Genomic DNA, 23,241 nt, shown 5'->3' on the forward strand with positions numbered 1-23,241 from the left:
CACGTCTGGCGAATTCCGAAGACGCGAGGCGAAAATCCCCGGCGTTAGTCGTGAGCCGAATCCGCGGGAGGGAGCTCAAGGGGAAACGGGAGGCATCTGCGTCCGTTCGAACTCCCCTTCGAGTACGTCGAAGAGAACGGTGATCGCTTCGTAATGGTCCGATTTCGACTTGTGAACGCCCAACGGAGTCACGCCAAGTGCGTAATACGCGGACATCTCCTCAACTGGCACGCTTTCAGTCTCGATCACATACCGAGTGACTTCCAGTAGCAGGGCGTGCATCTGAATGAGTTCTTTCTTTCGCATCGAACTCACGCCACTGGACGGTGGATACCTGAAACTCCAGTCCGGGTGCTCAAAACGAGCAGTACCGACGTCGACCGTTCGTGATCGGTGTGTGTATGAGGGATGATCGGGTGGCGTTCGTCGGTAGCGAGTGTCGTAGCGAACGAGACGACTTCCACCCACGACCCCTATGCACGTTGATTGGTATCAATCCACACGATACTTCTAATAATCACAAACAGCGCTAACATCAACGATCTCGAGCCTTTTCTTCAGTAAGCACGCTTCAGCGACCAGCTATTTCGGACGCTGATCTGTCTGGAGAAGCGGGGTTCAACAGAGCCGACTCCGACGGAATCAGACCGCGAGGTCGCCCTTTTCGCTGAGTACGGTGACCGCCTCGGCGTCGACCGACTCGACGTCGAGCCAGTGGGGGACGTACTCGCGTTTGTCGTACGCCTCGCGCTCGTCTTCGGTGCCGACGGTACACCAGAGTTGGGGCTCGTCCGGGCCGTGCCAGCCGCCCTGGACGTTGATGCCGAAACACACCAGTTCCTCGCCGTCGTGCTCGATCACCGCATCCCGCCGGATTCCGGGGTCGCCGCGAATGATGAGGTGTTGCATACTCCGTCGTTTGCGGGTTCCGTGCTTAATCGCTTCGGTACGGCGGATCCGTGGCCGTGGAAACTGCTGAGACTACGCGCCGACTCGCCGTCCGAGGCGAGGCCGTGTGAGACCACGCGCTCGACGGACACGGCGAGTTACGCTGACCAAACCCGCGTTTATCAGGGCTATAACCAACGGGTCGACGCCCATTCGGCCGGTATGGATCCTGCGACTGTGCAGCGACGAAGCGACGAGATCCTCGACGGGATCGCCGCGGCCGTGGTCACCGAGCGGTCGACGCTGAAGACGGTTCTCGTCGGGTTGCTCTCCGACGGCCACGTGCTCCTCGAGGACGTTCCGGGAACCGGAAAGACGCTCACCGCCCGGTCGTTCGCGGACGCGGTCGACGTCTCCTTTTCACGCGTCCAGTTCACCCCCGACCTGCTGCCGTCCGACGTCATCGGCTCGAACGTCTTCGACGAGAAGACTCGGAGCTTCGAGTTCCAGCCCGGGCCGGTGTTCGCGAACGTCGTGCTCGCGGACGAGATCAACCGGGCCCCGCCGAAGACCCAGGCGGCGCTCTTGGAGGCGATGGAGGAGGGGCAAGTCACCGTCGACGGCGAGACCTACCCGCTTCCCGACCCGTTCGTCGTCATCGCCACGCAGAACCCCGTCGAGATGGACGGGACCTTCGAGCTCCCGGCCGCCCAGAAGGACCGGTTCATAGTCAAGACCAGCCTCGGCTACCCCGACCGAGCCGGCGAGCTCGAACTTATCGACCGCCGCGCGGGTCGCCAGGCCTCATCGCCGTCGGTCCGCACGGTCTGCTCGCTCGACACGCTCACGCAGCTCCGACGCGTTCCGGAGTCGATCCGCGTGGGGACCGGCGTTCGAGAGTACCTCGTCGACGTCGCCCGCGCGACGCGAACGGACGAGCGCGTGAACACGGGCGTGTCACCGCGGGGTATCCAGCGGTTCTTCGAGGTCGTGCGAACCCACGCCGCGCTCATGGGTCGGCCCTACGCGACGCCGGACGACGTGAAGGCGATGGCGCCGCCCGTGTTGTCCCACCGCATAGTGGTGACCCCCGACGCGCGCGTTTCGGGCGTCTCGACGAGGGAGATCGTCGACGATATCCTCTCGGAGCTGCCGGTGCCGCAGCTGCGTGCCTGAGTTTCGCGACCCGACACTCCCTACCGTGACACCGACCGCCGAACGCGGGCTACCGGTTGGAGCCGAGGACGAGGATTACGCTGCCGACGATGAGCGCGACGAGCGCGCCGAACGGGAGGCCGTCGATGCCGAGACGAGCCACCCCGATCACGACGGCGATGGCACCCGCGCCGACGCTCGCGGCGACCCCCGCGTGAGCGAGCTCGGCCCGAACGGTCCTCGCGCCGCGCTGAACGCCGATCTGCCCGCCGACGGACACCGCGTTCTCGGCCGCGTCCCACGCGAGGATCGTCGCGAGCGTCGCGAGCAGGAGCGCGGTGGTGCCCGCTCCCTGTGTCACTCCCGTCACGAGCACGCCGAGGAACACGAAGCCGGCGCCGACGTCTATCAGGGCCCGGCTCCACCGGAACCGAACCGGCGCAAGCGCCGCGGAGAGCGTCCACAGACCCGCTATCCCGGGCAGTAACTCGATCCGGTGGGTGACCTGCGGGGGCCGCGTGGCCGCCTGTCCCATCGCGACGAGAACGACGACACCCCCGCCGAGCGCGACCAGCGCGCCCAGCGCCCCGAGGGCCGTCCCGCCGCGACGAACGAGTCGCCCGCCGATCCCAAAGGCGAGGACGCCGACGACGGCCAGCCGAAGGATCTCCCGCTGGAGGGTCGCGTCGGCGACGAGCGCCACGGCGACGCTGCCAGCGGCGAGGGCGACCACGCCGCTCGCGACCGTCGGTCGGCGAACGAACCGAGCGGCCGCCCCGTCGGGTACCGTCTTCGGTTCCGTCGCGTCCGGCGTCGTCATCGGCCCCTCCTCTCGATGGCCGTCATCGCCGCACCCAGCGGCTGGGTGGGCGTCCAGTCGACGACGGGGATACCCGCGTTCCGGAGCACGCTCAGCCGATGTGCCCGCTCCAGTCGGGCGAGCCGCCCGCCCGCGGTCTCCGCCGTGGTGACGTCCGGACTCACGACCGTGACGGCGGTCCCGCCGCTCTCGAACCGCTGGGCGATGCGGGAGGCCTCGTCGTCACACAGCGGCGTGATCAACACGACCTGCGTGTTCGACCCGAACTCGGTCCGAATCCTGGACAGCTGGGTGTCGATCGGGACGGCCCCGTCGGCGGCGCCGCCCGCGTCGTCACTCGGTGCCCAACCGCTGTTCGAGGCGTCTCCAGTGCTGAGTCGGGACGGGGCCGCCCCGCCCTCACGCCCGGCCGTGAGCGCCGTTTCCGGTGGGTTCAGACCGAAGGCCGGATCCGTCGCCAGCAGACGGTGGTACCGGCTGGCGTGATCGCGGCCGCTTCGGGTCGGAAGCACGCTGACCTGCCGTCCGAACCCGGCCAGACCGACCCGATGGTTCGCGTCGAAGAGCGCGTCGCCGATGCGGTCGGCGGCGTCGACGGCGAGCGCGACCGCGTGGGGTTCGGTCGCGTCCGCGGCCCGATACGACTCCGGTCGCGCGTCCACGCACACCACCACCTCCGCGAGCCGTTCGGTGCGGAACGTCATCGAGGTGAGTTCGCCCGTCCGCGCGTATCGGCGCCAGTCGATCCGGTTCGCGGGGTCCCCGCGTCGGTATTTTTCGACGGAGTGGAACTCGATCCCCTCGCCCCCGTCGTCGGTGACCAGGGGACCCGGGTGGTGGCCGCTCTGTGCCCGCAGCGGGACGGTCGGGACCTCCGCTTCACACTCGAAGGAGTCCGCCGCGGCGAGTGAGCTCTCGACCTCCACCGACCCGCTCGCATCGCGACAGAGCACGGTCGTCGGCTGGAACACGTGGCGACCCGGGCGCGCCCGGAGCTCGTAGCGTATCGTCACCTCGCCGCCCGGGAGCAACGCCGTCGCACGTCGCGGCGATCCGTCCGAAACCGAGAGCATCGCGGGGGTTCCGTCGACGATCCGGACGTCGGCGAGCGCCCCGTCCCCCTCGTTCGTGATCGTCGTCCGCACGGACACCCGCTCCCCGTCCGCCGGCGACGCCGGATCGATGTCCCGTCGGACGGACAGGTCGGGGTCGGGAACCGCGGTGAGACGCGGGTAGGCGGCGTACGCGCCGGCGAGAGCGCCGACCAGCAACAGCGAGGGTCGTTTCGCGAGGACGCCGACCGCCACCGCGAGCAGCGCGACGGCGGCGATCCCTCGCCAGCGACCGGTCCACCGAACCGACGAGGGTCGGGCCGTCCGAGAGGCCGGTTCGGCCGCGATCCCGCCGTCGGTTCTGGCCACGGAGCCCCGTTGGAGTCCCCCGTCGACCGCGGTCCGTTCGGGACGCGCTGAGCGATCGAGCCAGCGACGGAGCGCGGCGAGACCGGGCGTCACCGGACTCCCTCCTGAGTCGCCGACCGCCCGTCCGAGTGGCGGCCCGACGCTCGGCCGGTGCCCGGATTCGAGTTCCGGTCGGTGTCCGGGTTGGTGTTCGCGTCCCGATCCGAGTTCCGAACGGTCGCCGTATTCAGGCCCTCGTCTCCGGCCCGCTCACCGTCCCGGACCACCGATCGCTCGCCGGTCGTCTTCGCCAGGATGGCGTCGACGGTTCGGTCGGCCGGATCGCCGCTGCGGGTACCGCTCAGGACTCCGCGTCGGGAGGCGGACAGGTAGGGCGCGGCGACGGGGTCGCTCGTCCAGGCGCCCTCGTCGACACGGCGTCCGGCGTCGGTCCGCGAGCAGCCCTCCGCGCGCATCGTCGCCCGGACCGCCGCCTCTCGGAGCCGATCGCGACGGTCCGTCGCCGCCCGAGTGAAGCGGAACCGACTCAGTCGTCCACCACCGGCGCGGTCGAACGACGCGCCGGGATACGTCGCCGTCAGGACGCCCTCGACGGCCGGCGGTGTCGCCTCACTGACGCCGCGGACGCGTCGGGCCGCCACGAGGAGCAACGCGAGGCCGACCGCCACGAGGCCGAGCACTGCCAGCACCACGTAGTCGCTCCCGAGGGCTTCGATCGCCGCGTCGACCCGGAGCACGTCCTCCGTCTCCGGATCGAAGACGACGAGCAGTCCGAGGCCGAGCGTCGTGACCCCCACCAGGAGGAGCAGGACGCGAGCCACCCGACCGAGGCGAGAGAGCAGCCCTCCGCCGCCGACTCGGCGTGTCTCCGTCTCGCTCCCCGCGTCGCTCGGGTCGGTCATCTCACGCCACCCTCCAGCGCGCGGAGCCCGTCGCGAGCCCGGTCGATCTCCGCGTCGACCGAGCGTCCGCCGTAGTGCACGCGCTCGAACGCGGAGGCGATCGACTCGACGGCGTCGTGGTCGACGCCTCGAACGCGAGCGAGCGCCCGGGCCTCGTCCGGGGTCGTCGTCTCGGGCCGATCCGGGTCCAGCCGTTGTATCATCTCCACCCACGCCCGGTCCACGTCGTGTTCGGGAGCCGTCCCGGGCCAGCGTCCGGCCGCCGATCGCGGTTCGGTGGCGGGGGTCGTTCGGGAGTCGCGCCCGAAGAAGTCGGCCAGAACTGCTCGGTACCGATACGCCAGCGCGGCCACCGCCAGAACCGCCACGATCGGGAGGAGGTAACGCAAGAGCAGACCCAACAGCGCGATCAGGCGGTCGAAGAGCGAGCGTTCGTCGCCCGCGGAGCCCGTGCCGTCGGCGGAACCGCTACCGGCCCAATCATCGCCTCCCGGGCCACCGGCCGCGGCGCCGTCGTCGCCCCCGGCCTCACCGTCAGGGTCTCCGTCGTCGGGGTCTCCCGTAGTTGGGTCTCCGTGATCGTCGCGCTCCTCGCCCCCGCCCTCGATAGACTCCTGAATCGCGGCCGCCTCACCCGGGTCTATCGGCAGGCTGTCCCAGTCCGGGTTTATCTCGTCGTCCGGATCGGTCGTCAGGCTCGTCTCCAGCGTCGTCGACGCGACGCTCAACGACGTGATAGCCAACAGCGCTATCAGCGCCGGCAGGAGTCGTGACCGATTCATAACGCGAGGGACGACGCGACGGACTGACAGCCGCTACTCGGCAACGACTCGATGAGGACCAACTGCATTCGCGGATAGGACACGCTAGAGTGGGTTTAGTATACGCACCGTAACGACCGCGAGGCACTCGCTATCCGGGGATTAGACCGCACGACGAGATAACGAGCTGAGCGGTGAGCGACCCGCCGCAATCGGAGCCGGTCGATCCGAACGACTAGCCGGAGTAGTAGTACTCGCCGTCCCGCTTCTGTTGGCTGTCGAGCTGCGACTCCGGCTTGTTGATCCGCGGGCGACCGGTCCGCTCGTCGCGGCGGAACGTGATGTCCAGGTCCGCGAGGAACTCGTTCATGCCGTCGCGCATGTCCTGGGGCGGAGCCGCGCGGCCGCGCTTGGCCGGTTCGCCGTCGAACACCATCAGGCGGTCGGCCAAGAGGTCGATCATGTAGATGTCGTGGTCGATCACCATCACGGTCGCGTCGTGGTTCTCGGCGTACCGGCGGATAGCGGTCGTCGCGCGGACCCGCTGTTCGACGTCGAGGTGCGCCGAGGGCTCGTCGAGCAGGTACAGGTCGGCGTCCTCGGAGAGACACGCGGCGATGGCGACGCGCTGGCGCTCCCCGCCCGACAGGTCGGTGAGGTTCTGTTCCATGATCCGGTCGAGCTGGAGCGGCTGGGCGATCTCCGTGTTCCAGTAGGAGCTCCCGAACTCGTCGGTGATCGACGCGAGGAACGCGTCGACCCGCATCGGCTGGTCGATCTCGATGTACTGCGGCTTGTACGCGATGTCGAGCGCGAAGTCGAGCTCGCCCTCGTCCGGCTCCAGCGAGCCCGCGAACAGCTTCGCGAGCGTGGACTTCCCGATCCCGTTCGGGCCGACGATACCGAGCACCTCCGAGCGGTTGATCGCGCCGCCCTCGACGTGCAGCTCGAACTCCCCCTCGCCGTACGACTTCGAGAGGTCCGGGTACTCGACCAGCGTCTCGCTCCGCGAGGTGACCCGCGGCGCGTGTTCCTCGAACGTGATCGCCGACGGGCGGATCCGCATGTTCTCGTTGTTGAGGTACCCTTTCAGGTACTCGTTGATCCCGTTTCGGACCGACTTGGGATCGGTGATGACCCCGTACGCGCCCGGCTCTCCGTACGCGACGTGAAGGGTGTCGGCCAACAGGTCCAGAATGGCGAGGTCGTGCTCGACGACGAGCATCGAGCGCTCGGCGTCGTCGTCGTCCGCGAGCTCGCGGATGAGCCGCGCGACGATCATCCGCTGGCCGATGTCGAGGTACGGCGTGATCTCGTCGAGGAAGTAGAAGTCGGCGTCGCGGGCGAGACACGCCGCGATGGCGACGCGCTGCAGCTCGCCGCCGGAGATGGAGTCGATGTCCTGATCCATCACCGGCCTGATGTTGAGCCGGTCGATCAGCTCGTCGAGCGCGCCGCGCTCGTCGGTCCGTTCCAAGAGCTCTCGGGTGTTGCCGTCGAACTGCTTGGGGATCTGATCGACGTACTGCGGCTTGCGGGCGACGGAGACGTCGCCGTCTTTCAGCGATTTGAGGTAGTTCTGTAGCCCGGTCCCGCGGAAGCGGTCGAGCACGCGTTCCCAGTCGGCCTCGGTCTCGTGGTCGCCGAGGTTGGGGATCATCTCGCCGGCGAGTCCGTGAACGGCCGTCGACTTCCCGATCCCGTTCGGTCCCAAGATCCCGGTGACGTTGCCCGGCTCGGGCGTCGGGAGCCCGTACAGCGAGAAGGCGTTCTCCCCGTAGCGGTGGACCGGTTCCTCGTCGAGCTCGGAGGGGAGGTTGATGATCTCTATCGCGTCGAACGGGCACTTCTCGACGCAGATACCACACGTCTCGCCGAGACAGATCTCCTCGGAGATGTGGATCTGGTCCGGGTCGCCCTCGACCGTGTCCTCGCCGCGCTTGGTGATGCACTCCTTGCCCGTTCGGTTCGGCGGGCAGTAGTTCGCACACTCGTAGTTACACCGGTCGGGCTGACATCGATCGAGGTCGACGACGGCGATGCTGTCATCCGCCATGTTAGACCCCCAGCTGGACGGCGGACGTCGCCAGAATCGTGTAGCTGATGAACCAAAGCGTGAACGTCAGAAACGCCACGTAGAGGTTGTCTTTGACGCCGAAGTCGTCGACGCCGATGACCTTGTATAGGGGGTACTGCGCGAGCACGAAGGCGCCCATCACGAGGACGGCGGTGGTGCTCCCGGTGTCGACCGGGTCAGTCCCGACGTAGACGGCCGACACGACGCCGGCGGCGATCCCTGCGAGACAGGTGATCGTCGTGACGACTACGCTTCGGGTATGACCCGTTATCCCCGAGTCGTCGCTCATACCATCGGATCCGCGAGCGCCCGTGAAAAGCCGTTCGTTCCGGTCGCAACGCGGGACGATCGATTCGCGAGCGAAATCCGCTCGGGGAGCGCGCGCGAGCCGCGGCGCTGACTGACTGGTCAGTCTGTCGGCCAAAAATAGGATATTCTTGCCGGTACATGCCGGGACAACCGGCACAAATCACCGGTAAGCGCGACAAATGGGCCGAAAACGACCGGTCGTCCATCAACATTTATGGCGATGTACGGTTTCGATTCGTACTGATGGAAGCAACCCAAACGGAGGGACTCGACGACCTCCCGCCGAGCGCCAAACTCGTTTTCAAGGTGCTCGAATACAACGGCCCACTGACGCAGAAGGGGATCGTCCAAGAGTCGATGCTGTCCGCGCGGACCGTCCGATACGCGCTCGAACGCCTCGAAGGGATCGGCGTCGTCGACGAGGACGTCTACTTCGCTGACGCTCGTCAGAACCTCTACAAGCTCACCGAGCCCGCACAGGAGTTCACCAGCGACGAGCAGGACGCCTCCTGTACGGCCGACTGACTGCTGACTGCTGACTGACGGCTGTCTTCGATTTTCCGCTCTCCGACGTTCCGCTTCTACTTCGTCCGCTCGGGCGCGACGCTGCGGGCCCCGCGAATCGCTTCGGCGACCGTGAGCCCGATCGCCACCAACAGCGCGAACGTCGCCGCCAGCACGAACGCGAGAAACAGGAACCACACGTCGGGACCGAACAGCGGATACTCCCGGGCGTCGATCACGGGGCCGAGCAGCTCCAGCACCCGCACGAGATACAGGAAGACGGCGAGCACCGCGCCGGCGACGAGGCCGATCCGCACGTTCCGGTAGAACGCCAGCGACTCTAGGAGAACGAGCATCGGCGGCTTCGTCGAACTGTCGTCGCTCACGCCCCCGCGTAGCGGGCGAGCGAGCAAAGAGCCATCGAATCGGTCGGGATCGGTCGGGTCGGTCGGGTCGGTCGGGACCGATCGGGATCGGTCGGGTCGGTCGGGATCGGCAGCACTCAGAGCGATCTCCACGATCGAAAATGACTGTTTCAGGCCCTAACTGTGTTAGTACCAGCCATCAAGTGGTGAGAGAACGAACTGGGAGACATGCACAGAGTCGTGCTGTCGGCGTTCCCGATGATCGACCCGGAGACGTACCGCGAGGTCCTCGACGAGGCGGTCGACGAACCCGTCGAGATCGCGGTCGCCGAGCTCGGTTCGACCGAGAACCTGATCGAAGCGGCCGACGGCGCCGACGCCGTCGTGACCGACATCAACACGCCGGTCACGGCCGAGGCGCTCGACGAACTGGACCTTCAGGTGGTCGTTCGGTCGGCGGTCGGCGTGGACAACGTCGACGTCGGGGCCGCCGCCGACAACGGCGTCACCGTGACCCGCGTCCCCGACTACTGCACCGACGAGGTGGCGATCCACTCCGTCTCGCTGCTCCTCGCCTGTCTCCGGTCGCTGAAGGGGTACGACGACGACGTCGCCGACGGCGGCTGGAGCTGGGAGGCCGGGCGACCGATCCGCCGCGTGAGCGCGTCGACGATCGGCTTCGTCTCGTTCGGCCCGATCGCGCGGCGCGCGGCCGAGCAGGTCGCCGGGTTCGACGCGGACCTCGTCGCCTACGACCCGTTCGTCGAGGCCGAACAGATGGCCGAGTACGGCGTCGAGAAGGCCGAGTTCGACGAGCTGTTCGACCGCGCCGACCACGTCGGCGTCTACGCGCCGCTGACGGACGCGACCCGAGGGATGGTCGACGCGGACGCGCTCGACCGGCTCGACGAGGACTCGGTGGTCGTCAACGTGAGTCGCGGACCGGTCGTCGACGCCGACGCGCTGCTCGACGCGCTGGAGTCGGGGTCGATCAAGGGCGCCGGGCTGGACGTGCTCGCGGAGGAGCCGCCCGAGGACGACCCGCTCGTCGGCCGCGACGACACGCTCGTCACGCCGCACGCGGCGTGGTACAGCGAGGAGGCGCGCGACGACTTAAACCGGAGCGGCGCCGCCGACGTCGCCGCCGTGTTGAACGGCGAGACGCCCGCGGGGCGCGTCGACCCCGACGCGGACTGGCTCTGAACCGGCGCGCGCGAGGTGGGAGGAGGCCACCGTGCGAGGTCAAGCCGGGGACGGCTACAGCCGGTCGAGGGGGTCGAAGTCGTCGGGTGAGTCGTCGTTCGCCGTGTCCTCCCCTGCCTCGAACGCTCCCGTCTCCAGCCCCGCGGCGAGCCCGGGGCCGAGCCCGTACGTGTCCCGCACCGTCTGCGCGAGGACGCCGTCTCGATCGAAGACCACGTAGACGGCGACGAACTCGTGGGCGGCGGGGCGGAGCACGAACACCTCGCGCGGCTCGTCGCCGTCGTGCGAGTCGTTCACACGGGCGACGAGCGGTTCGATCGGGAGTCGGCCCGCGCGGAGTTCCGCGAAGGTGTCGTTGCCGGGCGCGTCGGCGAACAGGTACAGCGCCCCGTTCGGCTCGCCGTCGTTCGACCGGGTCGTGATCGAGCCGACCGCTTCCCCCGACGCGCGGATCTGGTCCCACGTCTCGACGGCCGCCTCGAACATCCCTTCCACGTCGTCCGCGAAGCGAAATCGGCTCTCGCGAACCACGTCGAAGTCGACGAACCGAGCCGATCCGTCCGCCCACGCGAGCGTCGCCTCGACGACGTTTCCGGGCTCTAGCCCGGCCACGCGCTCGGCCAGCGCGGAGTCGTCCGCGTATCCCTCGGCGGTCGCGTACAGCGGATCGAACTGATCCGCCGCGTCCGGATCGGTCGGGTCGACCGGACCGTCCGGGAGCTCGACGAGAACGAACTCCTCGGGCGTGTTGCCGTCCGCGTCGGCGGCGTTGCGTGAACCGTCGTCGCCGTCCGCGCCGTCCCCGCCGATATCCGGGCGCGGGCGGCGGTCGTGCACGCGGAACCGGCCGCTCGTCGTCGGATCCATACCGGCAGATCGGTCGGCGGGCGGATAAGCGGGTCGGAACCGGGCGCCCGTCGTGACCAAGCCATCGGCGGATCCGTGTCGTTATGGGGCGGGCGACCCAACGGAACGGTAAATGGGGATCCTCGAGAATAAGTCGAACGCCCGCCTGTTCTACAAGTACCTCTCGAAGGTGTACGACCAGGTCAATCGGTTCACCTGGACCGAGGAGATGCGCACGGAGGCGCTCTCGTGGCTGGAGTTCGGCGACGACCCGAAAGTGCTCGACGTGGGCTGTGGCACCGGATTCGGTACCGAGGGACTGCTCGACCACGCCGACGACGTGCACGGCCTCGACCAGAGCATCCATCAGATGGAGAAGGCCTTCGGGAAGTTCGGGAAGCGCGACCGAGTGAACTTCTACCGGGGCGACGCGGAGCGGCTCCCGTTCCGCGACGACACCTTTGACATCGTCTGGTCGTCCGGCTCGATCGAGTACTGGCCGAACCCCGTTGAGGGACTCCGGGAGATCCGTCGCGTCGCGAAACCCGGCGGGCAGGTGCTCGTCGTCGGCCCCGACTACCCGCACAACCGCGTCCTCCAGCGGGTCGCGGACGCGATCATGCTCTTCTACGACAAGGACGAGGCCGATCGGATGTTCGAGGCGGCCGGCTACGAGACGTTCGAACACCACATCCAGCAGGCGAGCCCGCGAAGCGCTCGCGCGATCACGACGGTCGCACAGGTCCCCGAGGAGTAGTCACCGCCGAGGGTCGAACGTCGAGGGCGGAATTCAGCGCCCAAAAGCCGGGCCGATCCCCGACCGTCACCCCGGTTCGACGACCGTCTCCAGCGTCGCGACCGGGCGATCGTCCACCGAAATCGACACCGTGACCGTTCGTCCCGGTGCGAGCGTCGGGTCGTTCGTCCCCGCCACGCGGAACGAGGCCGTCTCACCGACTCGCCAGCGGTCGTCACTCGCGGCGTTGAACGGCCCGGTGGGTCCGGGACGGAACCCCGCCGTCGAGAAGAACGGTACCGACGGCTGTCGAGCGAGCGGCTCGCCGTCGACCCGGACGCGGACCGTCAGCTCATCCGCGTCGAGTGCGTCGCCGCCGCGGTGGTCGATCGCGATGCGGTCGTCGACCGCGGACAGCGACAGCGACGCCGACGGCGCGGGCTCCGCTGGCCGGTCGAGCGCCGCGGTGACCACGCCGCCTGCGAGGACGACCGTGATCGCGAGCAGCAGCACGCCGGCAACGGGGGCGATAGCGCGGGCTGAGTGCTCGGAGGCGGAAAGCTGCGACGGCTGCGGCCGAACGAACGTGTCGATGCGCACGGGCCGACTGCGGCGCTATCGAATAAAGGGTCTCGGACGGAAACCGTCGGGCTGTGAGGCTTACCCGTCGTCGTCGGGCTGCGAGGCCTGCTCGTCGTCAGCGAGCCGCGGGGTGGCGATCGGCTCCAGACCCGTGACGACGACGACGTTCGGCTCGTCCACGACCGTGATCCGGTAGGTCTCGGCCGGTGAGAGAGTCCGGACGACCCCGTCGCCGTCGGTGGTGCCGATGAACTCGCTGTCGTCGCCGCCGACGCTCTTCGTGACGGTGACGCCACCGACCGGCTCGCGCTCCTCCTCGTCGAGGACGGTGACGGTCACCGGACCCCCCGGATAGCTCCGGTCGACGGTGACGTTGAATCCGTCTCCGCTGGCGTTGACGGGCTCCGTGTCGGGGAACGCGTCGAGGTCGATCCGCTGGTGTTCGACGAACACTTGGTCGGTCCCGCCGCTGACGAACGTCCGGAGCGTGCCGAACTCGTGCGGGATGGTGATCCGCTGGACCGACCCGGCACCGAACGCGTCGGGCTCGCGGAGCGCCGCCGTCTCCGGGTACGCGGCCGCCGTCGACTCGATCGCCTCGTCGTTGCTGATCGCGCCGCCGCCGCGGTCCCATCGGTCCGTGCGGAAGGCCTCGCGGACGTACTCGTCGTCGACGATCGTCGCGAGCACGAGCGCGCCTCGGCTCGATTCGACGTGGACGTCGGTGGCCGGAATCTCGCCGCGGGCGGCCGCGAGCGCGCGGTCACGGACCGGGCCCTCGTACACTTGGAGTGCGACCTGCAACTCGTCAAGTCGGGTCGGCGAGCTGAATCCGTCCGTCTCGTCGGCGAGCTCGCTCAGGGCGTCGAGTCGCTCGTCGTACTCCCGAGCGGTCGCCGCGATGCGTACGAGCTCGTCGAGCAGCTCCCGGTCGGAAATGTCGCCGGCTGCGTGAGCGTCAAAGGCCGCGGTCTGTCGGCTGTTGAGGCTCACCTCGTTGCGCTCGACGCGGTTGACCGCGGCGAGTATCTCCTGTTGGCGCGCGGTGCTCGTCTCGGCGTTCTCGATCCGCCGGACGACCGCCGCGGTCTCCATCGCCGCGTCGGTCTCGTCGACCGCGAAGGAGACCGACGATCCGAGGTTCGCGCCGTGGCGGCTGATGCCGACGCGCGCCTCAGCGTCAGCCGGTGTCGACAGGGTCCGGAAGGTGAGGTTCGCCTCGTCGACCTGCGGTCGATCGGCCGACTCGTCCGGCTCGCCGAGTGCGCCACGCTCGGTGGCGGTAGCGCCGACAGCGGAGACGACGGTCGGGGTGTCCTCGGTCGCCGTGTGCGTGTCCTGTGCGCCGGCATCGGTAGACGCCGTACCAACCCCACCGGCGGCGACGGGACCGATCGCACCGGCGATCGGCGCGATCAACAGCACCACGACGATGACGACCGGGAGGGCTCTCATCACTCATCGGTTCGCCTCCCGATATAAAAAATCCACCTCAATGACCACGTGCGCGAGCGACCCGCCGTCCACGCAGCGCCCAACGACGGGCCGGAGTGACAATACAGTTCCACGACACCGTCGAAACCGGCTATGGAAAGCGTTTTGAGCGGCGCACGAGAGGCGTGGTTTGTATGCGGAACCCCGCTCTCCGCGTTCTCCTCGTCGCGGTGATCGCCGTCGCGCTCGTCGCCGGAGCCGGCGCACCCGTCGCTGGAGACGCGGTTTCGACGCTGCTCTCCTCCCCCGACGGAGCGACGGCCGACGCGTCGGCAACGCCGTCGCTCGCCGCACAGATGACCGAGACCCCACAGCTCGACGACGGGTTCGATCCGAACACGGAGACGCGGATCCGGATCGAGCCGTCACCCGACCGCGACGCACGATGGGAGGTCTCGGTTCGGTACGAGCTCACCGACTCGGATGAGCGCACCGCGTTCGAGACGGCGGCCGACCAGTTCCTCGCGGGAGAAATCGGTCCCGACGCGTCGCTGTTCGAGGGATTCGCCCGTGAGGCGAGCCGGAACGTCGACCGAACGATGCGGATCGAGTCCGTCGACCGCGATACGACGGTCCACGAGAACCCCTCGGCGTTCGACGTCGCGGGCGACGAGGCCGTCGCCGTCGGCGAACTCCGACTCACGTTCGTCTGGACGGGGTTCCTCGCCGAGGACGGCGAGAATCTCGTGCTCGGTGACGCGCTGACGACGCCGAACGACGGGACTTGGCTTCGCTCGCTGGAGGAGGGGCAGACGCTCGAGGTGGCGACGCCGGATGGGTACACCGTCACCGGAACCCCCGGTGCGACGGTCCCGCTTCGGGACAACGCCGTGATCATCGAGGGGCCGCGCGCCTTCGGTGACGACGAGCGAGTCGCGGTCGTGTACGCGCCGACGGGCGCCGTGGGGCCGCCGTGGACGATGCTCACCGCCGCCATCGTGCTCGCGGCACTGCTCATCGCCGGGAGCATCGTCGGATACCGTCGCATGGATGACGACGGGGCGCCGACGAACGGCGGGGGCGTCGACGGGGGCGGTGGCGGTGGCGCGGGCGTCGGCGGCGCCGCTGCCGTCGGCGCGAACGCCGACGGCGACGCGCCGACCGGGGCGAGTCCAGACGACGGTGGCAGCTCGGAGCCGGAAACGGAGCCAGACCTCTCGCTGCTCTCTGATGAGGAGCGCGTCGAGCGACTGCTGGTCGATAACGGCGGCCGAATGCGGCAGGCAGACATCGTTTCGGAGACCGGCTGGTCCGACGCGAAGGTCTCACAGCTCCTCTCGGCGATGGCGGACGCGGGGCGCGTCGAGAAGCTCCGACTCGGCCGCGAGAACCTCATCTCGCTGCCCGACGACGCGAGCGACTCGGGCGACTCTAGCGGATCGGACGACTCGGACGGCTCAGGCCCAGATGGCGGGAAAGCCGACAACGCAACCGCGGATCGATAGTCGGCGAACTGGATCGACCGCGGCGGGGAGCCGGTGGACCGAACCGGCGATCGCACGGCCGGAAGCGAGCGAGGAAACCGCGCGCTCGCGGTGACGCGTTCCGAAAATCATTACAGGTGGTGAGACGGAGTATCGATCATGAAGATTTTGGTGACCGTCAAGGAAGTCGGCGAAGTCGACGACGACTTCGCGATAGAAGGGACCGACATCGCGGCGTCTGACCTCGAGTACGATCTCAACGAGTGGGACGACTACGCGATCGAGGCGGCCGTCCAACTGGCCGAGGCCGGTGTCGCCGACGAGGTCGTGGCCGTCACCATCGGTCCGGAGCGCACCGAGGAGACGATCCGGATGGCGCTCGCGAAGGGCGCCGACCGAGCCGTCCGCGTCTGGGACGACGCCTTCGAGGACGGGTTCGCCGACGTCGCCGCGAAGGTGTCGACGTTCGAGGCGGTCGTCGACGACGAGGACCCGGACCTGATCCTCGGCGGCGTCCAAGCGGCCGACACCGGGTTCGGCGCGACCGGGGTCGCGCTCGCCGAGCGGATCGGGTTCGAGCACGCCGCCGTCGTCAACGACCTGGAGGTCGACGCGGACGCCGGAATCGCGAACGTCCACCGCGAGCTGGAGGGCGGCGTCGAGGAGCTGACCGAGGTCGACCTCCCGGCCGTGTTGACCGTCCAGACGGGGCTCAACGAGCCGCGATACGCGAGTCTGCGCGGCATTCGGCAGGCCCAGCGCAAGGAGATCGCCGCGATGGACCTCTCCGACTTGGGCCTCGCTCCCGAGGACGTCGCAAGCGCGCTCACAATCACCTCGATGTACGAGCCGGAGAGCGAGTCGGACGCGGAGCTCATCGAGGGCGACGCGGGCGAGGCCGCGGGTCGCCTTGCGGAGGTCCTGCGGGAGAAGGGGGTGGGCGCGTGATGTCCGACGTGCTCGTCGTCGCCGAACACCGCCGGGGAGAGCTGCGCGACGTGTCTCACGAGGCGATCACGGCCGGCCGCGAGCTGGCCGACGCGCGCGACGGCGACCTCCACGTCGCGGTGATAGCCGGGAACGTCGAGCGGTTCGCGGAGGACCTGAACCGCGAGGGCGTCGACGCGCTCTACACCGTCGGCGACGGCGAGGAGTTCGACCACAACGTCTACCAGGCGGCGGTCGCGGCGCTGCTCGACCGGACGGACGCGGGAACGGTCCTGATCCCGAACTCGGTCAACGGGCTCGACTACGCCCCGGCCGTCGCCGAGGCGCAGGGGTTCCCGCTGGTGACCGACGCCGTCGGATTCGCGTACGACGACGGGCTGACCGTCACTCGGGAGATGTACGGCTCGAAGGTGGAGACGACCGTCGACGTCGAGGGCGACCGCTTCGTCCTCACGGTCCGCGGCGGCGAGTGGTCGCCAGCGGGGGGGATGGGCGACGCGCCGGTCGAGACCGTCGACATCGACGTCCCCGAGTCCGGCGCACGCGTGACCGGCTTCGAAGAGGTCGGCGGCGGCGACGTCGACATCGGTGACGCCGACGTGCTCGTCTCGGTCGGTCGCGGGATCGAAGAGGAGGAGAACCTAGAGCTGGTCGAGGAGCTCGCGGACGCGCTGGGTGCGACCCTCTCCGCGTCGCGGCCGATCGTCGACAACGGCTGGCTGCCGAAGAACCGGCAGGTCGGACAGAGCGGGAAGGTCGTCACTCCCGACGTGTACATCGCGGTCGGTATCTCGGGCGCGGTTCAGCACGTCGCCGGGATGAAGGGGTCGGACATCATCGTCGCTATCAACACCGACCCGAACGCGCCGATATTCGACATCGCCGACTACGGGATCGTCGGCGACCTCTTCGACGTGGTGCCCGAACTCATCGACGAGTTCGCGTAGGTCGCCGGTCGAACTGGCTGGTGAGCCGAATCGGCGATCCAGCGACCTAGCGACCCATCGACCTAGCGACCTAGCGACCCATCGACCTAGCGATCCAACGATCCGGACCGGTGACCCCGCGAGCCGAACCGCCGGACGCGATACCTTCTTGTCGTCCGACCGAATCTGACGGTCGACGCACTGTCGATTACCCATGATCCCGATTCGTTTCGCCGCACCGACGCCCGCAGAGACCAGAGCGCTGCTGGCCGCGTACCGACGACGAACGCGGGTCGACACGGCGGTACTCGCGGCCGAACTGGCCGACGACGAGCCGGACGCGACCCTGATCGACCTCGCGTCCACCCCGTTCGACTCGGTCGCCGACGTCGCCGACCGACTGACTCGTATCGAGGCGCACCTCCGAGGAGACGGAGACCGTCGGTCCGTGTTCCTCACGGTGTACGCCCGGATGACCACGGCCGTCTCAGCGACGCTCGACGAGGGCGGTTTCGACGACCCGGCGTGGGTGACCGCGTACCTCGTCACGTTCGCCGAGTACTACCGACGGGCGCTGCTCGCGTTCGAGCGACGGGCGTTCGCGTCGGTGCCGCAGGCGTGGCTGCTCGCGTTCGGGGCCGCCGAGCGCGGCGAGACGCTCGTCGCGCAGGACGCGCTGCTCGGGATCAACGCGCACATCAACGACGACCTGACGCACACGCTCCGGGACGTGCGAATCGACCCCGACCGCGACGTAAAGCGAGCGGACCACGACCGCGTCAACGCGATTCTCGCACGGCTCACCGCGGTCGTTCAGGAGACGCTGATCGAGGTGTACGACGCGATCGGCGTGCGCGGGATCGACGCGCTCGTCGACCCGCTGGACGACCGACTCGCGCTCCTCGGGCTGGCGGGGAGTCGGGAGTTCGCGTGGCGGAACGCCGTGCTGCTCGCCGACCTGCCGGCGTGGGCGGGCGAGCGATACGTCGGCTGGCGCGTGCGGACCCTTTCGACCGGTGCCGCCGCGCTGGTGTTAGCCCCGCGGATCGACGAGCGGACCCGTCGTCGCATCCGGCGGGTGGAGGCCGAGGAAGCGATCCTGTCGCTGTTCCGCGACACGCTTCGCCGACGGAGCGCGGTGAAGCTCCGCCACGAATAGACGTCTCCTGTTCGCCCCGCGTCCGCCTCGTTCTCGGGGTCCACGTTCGTCCCGTTCTCGAGGGGTGCGTCCGCCCGTTCTCGGGGCGTTTATGACCCCGCCGCACCTCCCATCGTTACATGAGCGAGGCCGACGAGCAGACGGCTGCGACCGCGACCGGTCGGGAGATCTGGATCGAGAAGTACCGACCGCAGTCGCTCGACGACATCCACGGCCAGGAGGCGATCGTCGAACGGCTCCAGAGCTACATCGAGCAAGACGACATTCCGCACCTTCTTTTCAGTGGGCCTGCGGGAGTAGGAAAGACGACCGCGGCCACCGCCATCGCTCGCCAGGTGTACGGCGAGGACAACTGGCGGGGGAACTTCCTCGAACTCAACGCCTCCGATCAGCGCGGCATCGACGTGGTGCGCGATCGGATCAAGGGGTTCGCGCGGTCGTCGTTCGGCGGCGACTTCCGGATCGTGTTTCTTGATGAGGCAGACTCGTTGTGCGTGCCTCCGGGAACCGAGGTTGTGACGGGGTATCCGTCGAAGCCCGAAGTGAAACCCATCGAGGAAGTGAGCGCGGAGGGCGAACCGATTCCGTCCGTCGATTTCGAGACCAACGAGATACAGTCCGACAAGGGGAAACTCGTCGACTCTGGTACCGCGGACTTCCTCGAACTGGAACTGCAGGACGGTCGAACCACGATCGCAAGTCCAACCCACCCGTTCTTCGTGGTCGGCGAAGACGGGAGGCTCGTAGAGAAGGAACTCAGAGAATTGTCGCCGGGGGACGAAATCGCGGACTTCAAAGACGAGATAGCGGTGTCTCAGTGCGAAATCTGTGAGTCGTGGACGGCGGGACGCTTCTGTTCCATTGAGTGCAAAAATGAGGGCCACAGTCAGGAGATGCGCGGGGACGGGAATCCGATGTATGGGACCGAGTGGTCCGACGAGCGACGGAAACAGATCGTCGAAAAGCTCTCAGACGGTCGCTTTGCCGGACGTAACAACCCGAACTACGGCGGGGATTTCCACGGAGTCCACGTCATGGAAATGGACGAAGAGACGGTCGAACAATTTCGCGAGACGATCAGCGAGATGCGGTCGGGAACGTCGTGGGAGGAGTGGGTCGTCGACGCGGATCCCGACGAGGTGAAAGCAGACATCGGTGCGGCCACGGTCGAGTGGTGGGAAAGCTTGGACGACGAGGAGCGACAAGCGGTAATCGAAAAGAGCGTCGAAAACTGTGACTACCCTGTTTGCGACATCAGCGGCGACAATAACCCGATGCGTGATCCGGAAGTCGCACAGAAGGTGTCCGAAGCGCTAAAAGGCCACGAACCGACCGGCGGTAACATCAGACACAGCGACGAACTCGGACACCTGGTTCGATCCGACTGGGAGTACGATGTCGCGAAGGCGCTGCAGGAGGCGGGCATCGAGTACGAGTACGAACCGGCATTCGAGCTGTCTGACTCCGTATACCACCCCGATTTCCTACTCGGAGACACGGTAATTGAGGTCAAGGGAGTCGCGGAGCTGTGGGGGCAGACCGAGAAAGTCGAGGAGTTCCTCGAAACGTACGGGGACGAGTACACCTACGTCGTCGTCGGCGACGGCGCCATGCCTCACCACGAGCACTACGAGAAAGAGGAGTTCGAACCGGCGGTCGTCACGGACGGTGGGCTGCAAAGCGTTCAGACGGTCGCGATCGACAGCATCGAGTACAGCCATCGCGGCAAGGCGTACAACATTACTATGGAGGACACTCCAAACTTCATGCTCGCGAACGGAGTGTTGACGCACAACACGGATGACGCTCAGTCAGCATTACGCCGAACGATGGAGCAGTTCTCCGACAACACCCGGTTTATTCTCTCGTGTAACTACTCGTCGAAGATCATCGATCCGATCCAGTCGCGGTGTGCCGTCTTCCGGTTCGCGCCGCTCTCGGACGAGGCGGTCGCGGCACAGACCCGCGAGATCGCGGCCGCGGAGGGGATCGAGGTGACCGACGCGGGCGTGGACGCGCTCGTGTACGCGGCCGACGGCGACATGCGCCGCGCGATCAACTCCCTGCAGGCGGCGGCGACGACCGGCGAGATCGTCGACGAGGAGGCGGTGTACGCCATCACGGCGACCGCGCGCCCGGAGGAGATCGAGTCGATGGTGACGGACGCGCTCGCGGGCGACTTCGCGAAGGCGCGGGCGACGCTCGACACGCTCTTGACGGAGACGGGGATGGCCGGCGGCGACGTCATCGACCAGCTGCACCGCTCCGTCTGGGAGTTCGACCTGAGCGAGCGCGAGGCGGTGAAGCTGATGGAGCGGATCGGCGAGGCCGACTACCGGATCGCCGAGGGGGCGAACGAGCAGGTGCAGCTGGAGGCGCTGTTGGCCGCGCTGTCGCTGGAGGAGTGAGTCGGTTAGGGTTCGGAGTTTCGGTTGGATCGGAGGAATAGGTGCTGTGAGGTTGCGATCGGATTCTTATAAGCTGTTGATAGCGGATCGACGGTGAACACTTCCAAAGCCCCAGCCGCGACCACAGCCTCACACCTCCCCAGCCTCGCGGCTCCCTCCGGTCGCCGCGTCCAGCGAGAATCGAAGATTCTCTGGCAGCCGGCGCGTAGCGCCGGCGACCTCGCGCGACGCTCCTCGCGCCCTTTGGGCGCTCGGAGGCGCGCGCCACCGCAATTCAGCTTATAAGTGCCTACTGCTGTCTATCGGTTACTCTTCCACCAAGTTGGGTCCGATAGCCGACACTCCGCGCGGGTTTCTTTTGAGCTTTTTAAACGGCGTACGCGCGAGCGGCGTCGACGAGCGCCTTCCGGTAGTCGCTCTCCGTGGGGTCGGGGCCGAGCGCGAGGAAGCGCTCCTTGAACGCGTCGACGTCGACCGCGTCGGTGTCGCTTCCGGCCGCGCGCGCGAGGTCGTAGATGCGGTGGTCCGTACCGGCGATGTCGTGTCGTTCGACGAGGGCGAGCGCGAAGGCGGCGTTGACCGCGGTGATCTCCGGGTCGGCGCCCGCGGTGACGGGCGGGGAGCCGTCCCGGGAGATCGCGGGGCGGTCGGCGACGGCGGCCGCGAGCGTGGACTCGAGAAAGCCCAGCAGCTTGTCGGCGGGCGCGACGGAGAGGGTGATGTCGTCGGCGTAGATGTCTTTCATGTGATTCGCGATCTGGTAACAGTGCGCGAGCTTGCGGCGCTCGACCTGCTCGCCCGCGAGGCCGAGGTACAGCGCCTCTTCTGTCGACTGAATGTGAGAGGCGTGGCCCTCCTCGTAGCGAGCCATGTGCGAGAGCTCGTGGACGGCCAGCTCGCGGGCCATCGCGCTCGTGGCGGCGCGCTTCGAGACGTTCAGGACGTGATACCCCTCGTAGTGGCCGGCCCACGTTCGCTCGTCGGGGTCCTCGCGCACCTTGACGTAGACGGGGTCGGCGAGAGAGCACTCAGTTTCGAACAGGTCGGCGGCGCCGAGAAACGGGTCGGGGGGAACGTCCCCCTGCACGCGAAGATCCATGCGTACATCTCACACGGGTGCGGTCGGTAAGTCTCTTGCGCCCGTCGAAGGCTTTTGTCGCCGCGCGTCGAACCGTGTGGCATGTGTCCACGTGTCTTTGCGGCGTACGACGACGGCCTCCGGACCGTCGACCCGCGGAGCGGCGACGTCGCGATTCGGCTGGCGGACCGCCCGGTCGAGTGTCTCTCGGTCTCCTCGGAGGTCGGGGGCTCCGTCGGCGTCCGAGTCCTCGCCGGGACGTTCGACGCGGGGCTGTTCCGTTCCGTCGACGGCGGAGAGACGTTCGAGCGGGTCGCCGGCGACACGCTCGGACCGGGCGGCTCGGGGCCGGACGCGGTCACCGCGGTCGCGACGAGCCCGCACGACCCGTCGGTCGTCTGGGTCGGCACGGAGCCCTCGCGGGTGTACCGGTCGACGGACGGCGGCCGAACCGTCGAGCGCGTCCCGGGGCTCACCGACGTTCCCTCGGCGTCGTCGTGGTCGTTTCCGCCGCGGCCGGAGACGCACCACGTCCGGTGGATCGAGCCGTGTCCGGCGGACCCCGCGCGGTGGTTCGTCGGAATCGAGGCGGGCGCGCTGGTGGTCACGCCCGACGACGGGGCGACGTGGATCGACCGCCCGGAGGGCTCCCGGCGGGACACCCACGCGCTCGCGACGCACCCGGACGCGTCCGATCGGGTGTACGCGGCCGCGGGCGACGGATTCGCGGAGAGCGACGACCGGGGGGCCTCGTGGCGGGTCGTCCGCGAGGGGCTCGACCACGGCTACGTCTGGGGGCTCGCCGTCGATCCCGGCGACCCGGAGCGGGCGATCGTCAGCGCGGCGTCGGGCGCGAGCGCGGCGCATCGACGCGGCGAGGCGTACCTCTACCGACGGGTCGCGGGCGGCGACGCGGGCGGCGACGCGGAAGACGACGGTTCGGGATCGGTCTCGGCGGAGTCGGCGTCGGCGGGGTCTCCCGGGGCGCGCTTCGAGCGGCTCGACGACAGGGGGATCCCCACCGGCGAGGGGACGTACCGGGCGGCCCTCGCGAGCGGGCAGACCGGTGGAGAGTTGTGGGTGCTCAACGACCGAGGGCTGTACCGGACTCGGGACGGAGCTGAGTCGTTCGAGCGCGTGCCCGCGAGCCTGCCCGCGGAGTCCGCGCGAGCGCTGGCCGTCGGGCCGCGCTAAGGTTGAATCGGGCCGCGCCGACGGTTGGATCGGACCGTTCC

Annotated in this window: 22 protein-coding genes and 3 pseudogenes; 12 read left to right on the top strand and 13 right to left on the bottom strand. The window is 68.3% G+C overall.

Going from position 1 to position 23,241, the window contains the following annotated elements:
- Positions 1–75: 75 nt before the first annotated feature.
- Positions 76–306, bottom strand: a complete 231-nt coding sequence (locus ACNSN4_RS02080; RefSeq protein ID WP_418284104.1) for a UPF0058 family protein — start codon at positions 304–306, stop codon at positions 76–78.
- 336 nt (positions 307–642) lie between these two features.
- On the bottom strand, positions 643–909 hold the full coding sequence (locus tag ACNSN4_RS02085; RefSeq protein ID WP_418284105.1) for an HAH_0734 family protein: 267 nt from the start codon (positions 907–909) through the stop codon (positions 643–645).
- Positions 910–1,110: 201 nt separating this feature from the next.
- On the opposite strand from ACNSN4_RS02085, the gene ACNSN4_RS02090 reads away from it, so the two are divergent.
- Positions 1,111–2,064, top strand: coding sequence for an AAA family ATPase (locus ACNSN4_RS02090; protein WP_418284106.1), 954 nt, complete (start codon positions 1,111–1,113; stop codon positions 2,062–2,064).
- 49 nt (positions 2,065–2,113) lie between these two features.
- Here the strand turns inward: ACNSN4_RS02090 and ACNSN4_RS02095 are convergent, their stop codons facing one another.
- The 6 genes from ACNSN4_RS02095 to ACNSN4_RS02120 form a co-directional block, all read right to left on the bottom strand.
- On the bottom strand, positions 2,114–2,863 hold the full coding sequence (locus ACNSN4_RS02095) for a DUF7519 family protein (RefSeq protein ID WP_418284107.1): 750 nt from the start codon (positions 2,861–2,863) through the stop codon (positions 2,114–2,116).
- On the bottom strand, positions 2,860–4,377 hold the full coding sequence (locus ACNSN4_RS02100) for a DUF58 domain-containing protein (protein ID WP_418284108.1): 1,518 nt from the start codon (positions 4,375–4,377) through the stop codon (positions 2,860–2,862). The genes ACNSN4_RS02095 and ACNSN4_RS02100 overlap by 4 nt, the downstream gene beginning before the upstream one ends.
- Positions 4,374–5,186, bottom strand: coding sequence for a DUF7269 family protein (locus tag ACNSN4_RS02105; protein ID WP_418284109.1), 813 nt, complete (start codon positions 5,184–5,186; stop codon positions 4,374–4,376). Before ACNSN4_RS02105 ends, ACNSN4_RS02100 begins: the two co-directional genes overlap by 4 nt.
- Positions 5,183–5,968: a DUF4129 domain-containing protein gene (locus tag ACNSN4_RS02110; protein WP_418284110.1), complete on the bottom strand. Its 786-nt coding sequence runs from the start codon at positions 5,966–5,968 to the stop codon at positions 5,183–5,185. The genes ACNSN4_RS02105 and ACNSN4_RS02110 overlap by 4 nt, the downstream gene beginning before the upstream one ends.
- A 214-nt stretch (positions 5,969–6,182) precedes the next feature.
- Positions 6,183–8,003 (bottom strand): ribosome biogenesis/translation initiation ATPase RLI, encoded by a 1,821-nt coding sequence (locus tag ACNSN4_RS02115; RefSeq protein WP_418284111.1) that lies wholly within the window; start codon positions 8,001–8,003, stop codon positions 6,183–6,185.
- Position 8,004: 1 nt separating this feature from the next.
- On the bottom strand, positions 8,005–8,313 hold the full coding sequence (locus ACNSN4_RS02120; protein ID WP_418284112.1) for an EMC6-like membrane protein: 309 nt from the start codon (positions 8,311–8,313) through the stop codon (positions 8,005–8,007).
- Positions 8,314–8,576: 263 nt separating this feature from the next.
- Between ACNSN4_RS02120 and ACNSN4_RS02125 the strand changes: the two genes are divergently transcribed.
- A complete protein-coding gene (locus tag ACNSN4_RS02125) occupies positions 8,577–8,858 on the top strand; it encodes an ArsR family transcriptional regulator (protein ID WP_418284113.1) in 282 nt (93 codons plus the stop codon).
- Positions 8,859–8,914: 56 nt separating this feature from the next.
- Here the strand turns inward: ACNSN4_RS02125 and ACNSN4_RS02130 are convergent, their stop codons facing one another.
- On the bottom strand, positions 8,915–9,355 hold the full coding sequence (locus tag ACNSN4_RS02130; protein WP_418284114.1) for a DUF7536 family protein: 441 nt from the start codon (positions 9,353–9,355) through the stop codon (positions 8,915–8,917).
- Between the two features lie 75 nt (positions 9,356–9,430).
- Here ACNSN4_RS02130 and ACNSN4_RS02135 point away from each other — a divergent pair, with 75 nt between their 5' ends.
- Positions 9,431–10,405, top strand: coding sequence for a C-terminal binding protein (locus ACNSN4_RS02135; protein ID WP_418284115.1), 975 nt, complete (start codon positions 9,431–9,433; stop codon positions 10,403–10,405).
- A gap of 54 nt (positions 10,406–10,459) precedes the next feature.
- Here the strand turns inward: ACNSN4_RS02135 and ACNSN4_RS02140 are convergent, their stop codons facing one another.
- Positions 10,460–11,272: a DUF6663 family protein gene (locus ACNSN4_RS02140; protein WP_418284116.1), complete on the bottom strand. Its 813-nt coding sequence runs from the start codon at positions 11,270–11,272 to the stop codon at positions 10,460–10,462.
- A 112-nt stretch (positions 11,273–11,384) separates the two neighbouring features.
- On the opposite strand from ACNSN4_RS02140, the gene ACNSN4_RS02145 reads away from it, so the two are divergent.
- Positions 11,385–12,008 (top strand): methyltransferase domain-containing protein, encoded by a 624-nt coding sequence (locus ACNSN4_RS02145; RefSeq protein WP_418284117.1) that lies wholly within the window; start codon positions 11,385–11,387, stop codon positions 12,006–12,008.
- Positions 12,009–12,074: 66 nt separating this feature from the next.
- On the opposite strand, the gene ACNSN4_RS02150 is transcribed toward ACNSN4_RS02145, so the two are convergent.
- Together ACNSN4_RS02150 and ACNSN4_RS02155 are read right to left on the bottom strand one after the other, a co-directional pair.
- On the bottom strand, positions 12,075–12,518 hold the full coding sequence (locus ACNSN4_RS02150) for a type IV pilin domain-containing protein (RefSeq protein ID WP_418284355.1): 444 nt from the start codon (positions 12,516–12,518) through the stop codon (positions 12,075–12,077).
- A gap of 129 nt (positions 12,519–12,647) precedes the next feature.
- Positions 12,648–14,024 carry a DUF7094 domain-containing protein gene (locus ACNSN4_RS02155; protein ID WP_418284118.1) on the bottom strand — a complete coding sequence of 459 codons (1,377 nt, stop codon included), beginning with the start codon at positions 14,022–14,024 and terminating at the stop codon, positions 12,648–12,650.
- Between the two features lie 173 nt (positions 14,025–14,197).
- On the opposite strand from ACNSN4_RS02155, the gene ACNSN4_RS02160 reads away from it, so the two are divergent.
- From ACNSN4_RS02160 to ACNSN4_RS02190, 7 genes and pseudogenes are all read left to right on the top strand, one after another.
- On the top strand, positions 14,198–15,508 hold the full coding sequence (locus tag ACNSN4_RS02160; RefSeq protein WP_418284119.1) for a helix-turn-helix transcriptional regulator: 1,311 nt from the start codon (positions 14,198–14,200) through the stop codon (positions 15,506–15,508).
- Positions 15,509–15,646: 138 nt separating this feature from the next.
- Positions 15,647–16,435: an electron transfer flavoprotein subunit beta/FixA family protein gene (locus tag ACNSN4_RS02165; protein WP_418284120.1), complete on the top strand. Its 789-nt coding sequence runs from the start codon at positions 15,647–15,649 to the stop codon at positions 16,433–16,435.
- Positions 16,435–17,382: an electron transfer flavoprotein subunit alpha/FixB family protein gene (locus ACNSN4_RS02170; RefSeq protein WP_418284121.1), complete on the top strand. Its 948-nt coding sequence runs from the start codon at positions 16,435–16,437 to the stop codon at positions 17,380–17,382. Before ACNSN4_RS02165 ends, ACNSN4_RS02170 begins: the two co-directional genes overlap by 1 nt.
- A gap of 193 nt (positions 17,383–17,575) precedes the next feature.
- Positions 17,576–18,520 (top strand): DUF5995 family protein, encoded by a 945-nt coding sequence (locus ACNSN4_RS02175; protein WP_418284122.1) that lies wholly within the window; start codon positions 17,576–17,578, stop codon positions 18,518–18,520.
- A gap of 119 nt (positions 18,521–18,639) precedes the next feature.
- Positions 18,640–19,011: pseudogene (locus tag ACNSN4_RS02180) on the top strand (AAA family ATPase); the annotation flags it as partial.
- A gap of 51 nt (positions 19,012–19,062) precedes the next feature.
- Positions 19,063–20,313 (top strand): annotated as a pseudogene (locus ACNSN4_RS02185) (replication factor C small subunit); the annotation flags it as partial.
- 3 nt (positions 20,314–20,316) lie between these two features.
- Positions 20,317–20,928 (top strand): annotated as a pseudogene (locus ACNSN4_RS02190) (replication factor C small subunit); the annotation flags it as partial.
- A 367-nt stretch (positions 20,929–21,295) separates the two neighbouring features.
- Here ACNSN4_RS02190 and ACNSN4_RS02195 read toward each other — a convergent pair.
- Positions 21,296–22,027, bottom strand: coding sequence for a DUF5781 family protein (locus tag ACNSN4_RS02195; protein ID WP_418284123.1), 732 nt, complete (start codon positions 22,025–22,027; stop codon positions 21,296–21,298).
- A gap of 81 nt (positions 22,028–22,108) precedes the next feature.
- On the opposite strand from ACNSN4_RS02195, the gene ACNSN4_RS02200 reads away from it, so the two are divergent.
- Positions 22,109–23,200 carry a beta propeller repeat protein gene (locus ACNSN4_RS02200; protein ID WP_418284124.1) on the top strand — a complete coding sequence of 364 codons (1,092 nt, stop codon included), beginning with the start codon at positions 22,109–22,111 and terminating at the stop codon, positions 23,198–23,200.
- Positions 23,201–23,241: the final 41 nt, after the last annotated feature.

It is taken from the genome of Halorubrum marinum, from assembly GCF_048381195.1.
In the GTDB taxonomy this organism is placed as follows: Archaea; Halobacteriota; Halobacteria; order Halobacteriales; family Haloferacaceae; genus Halorubrum.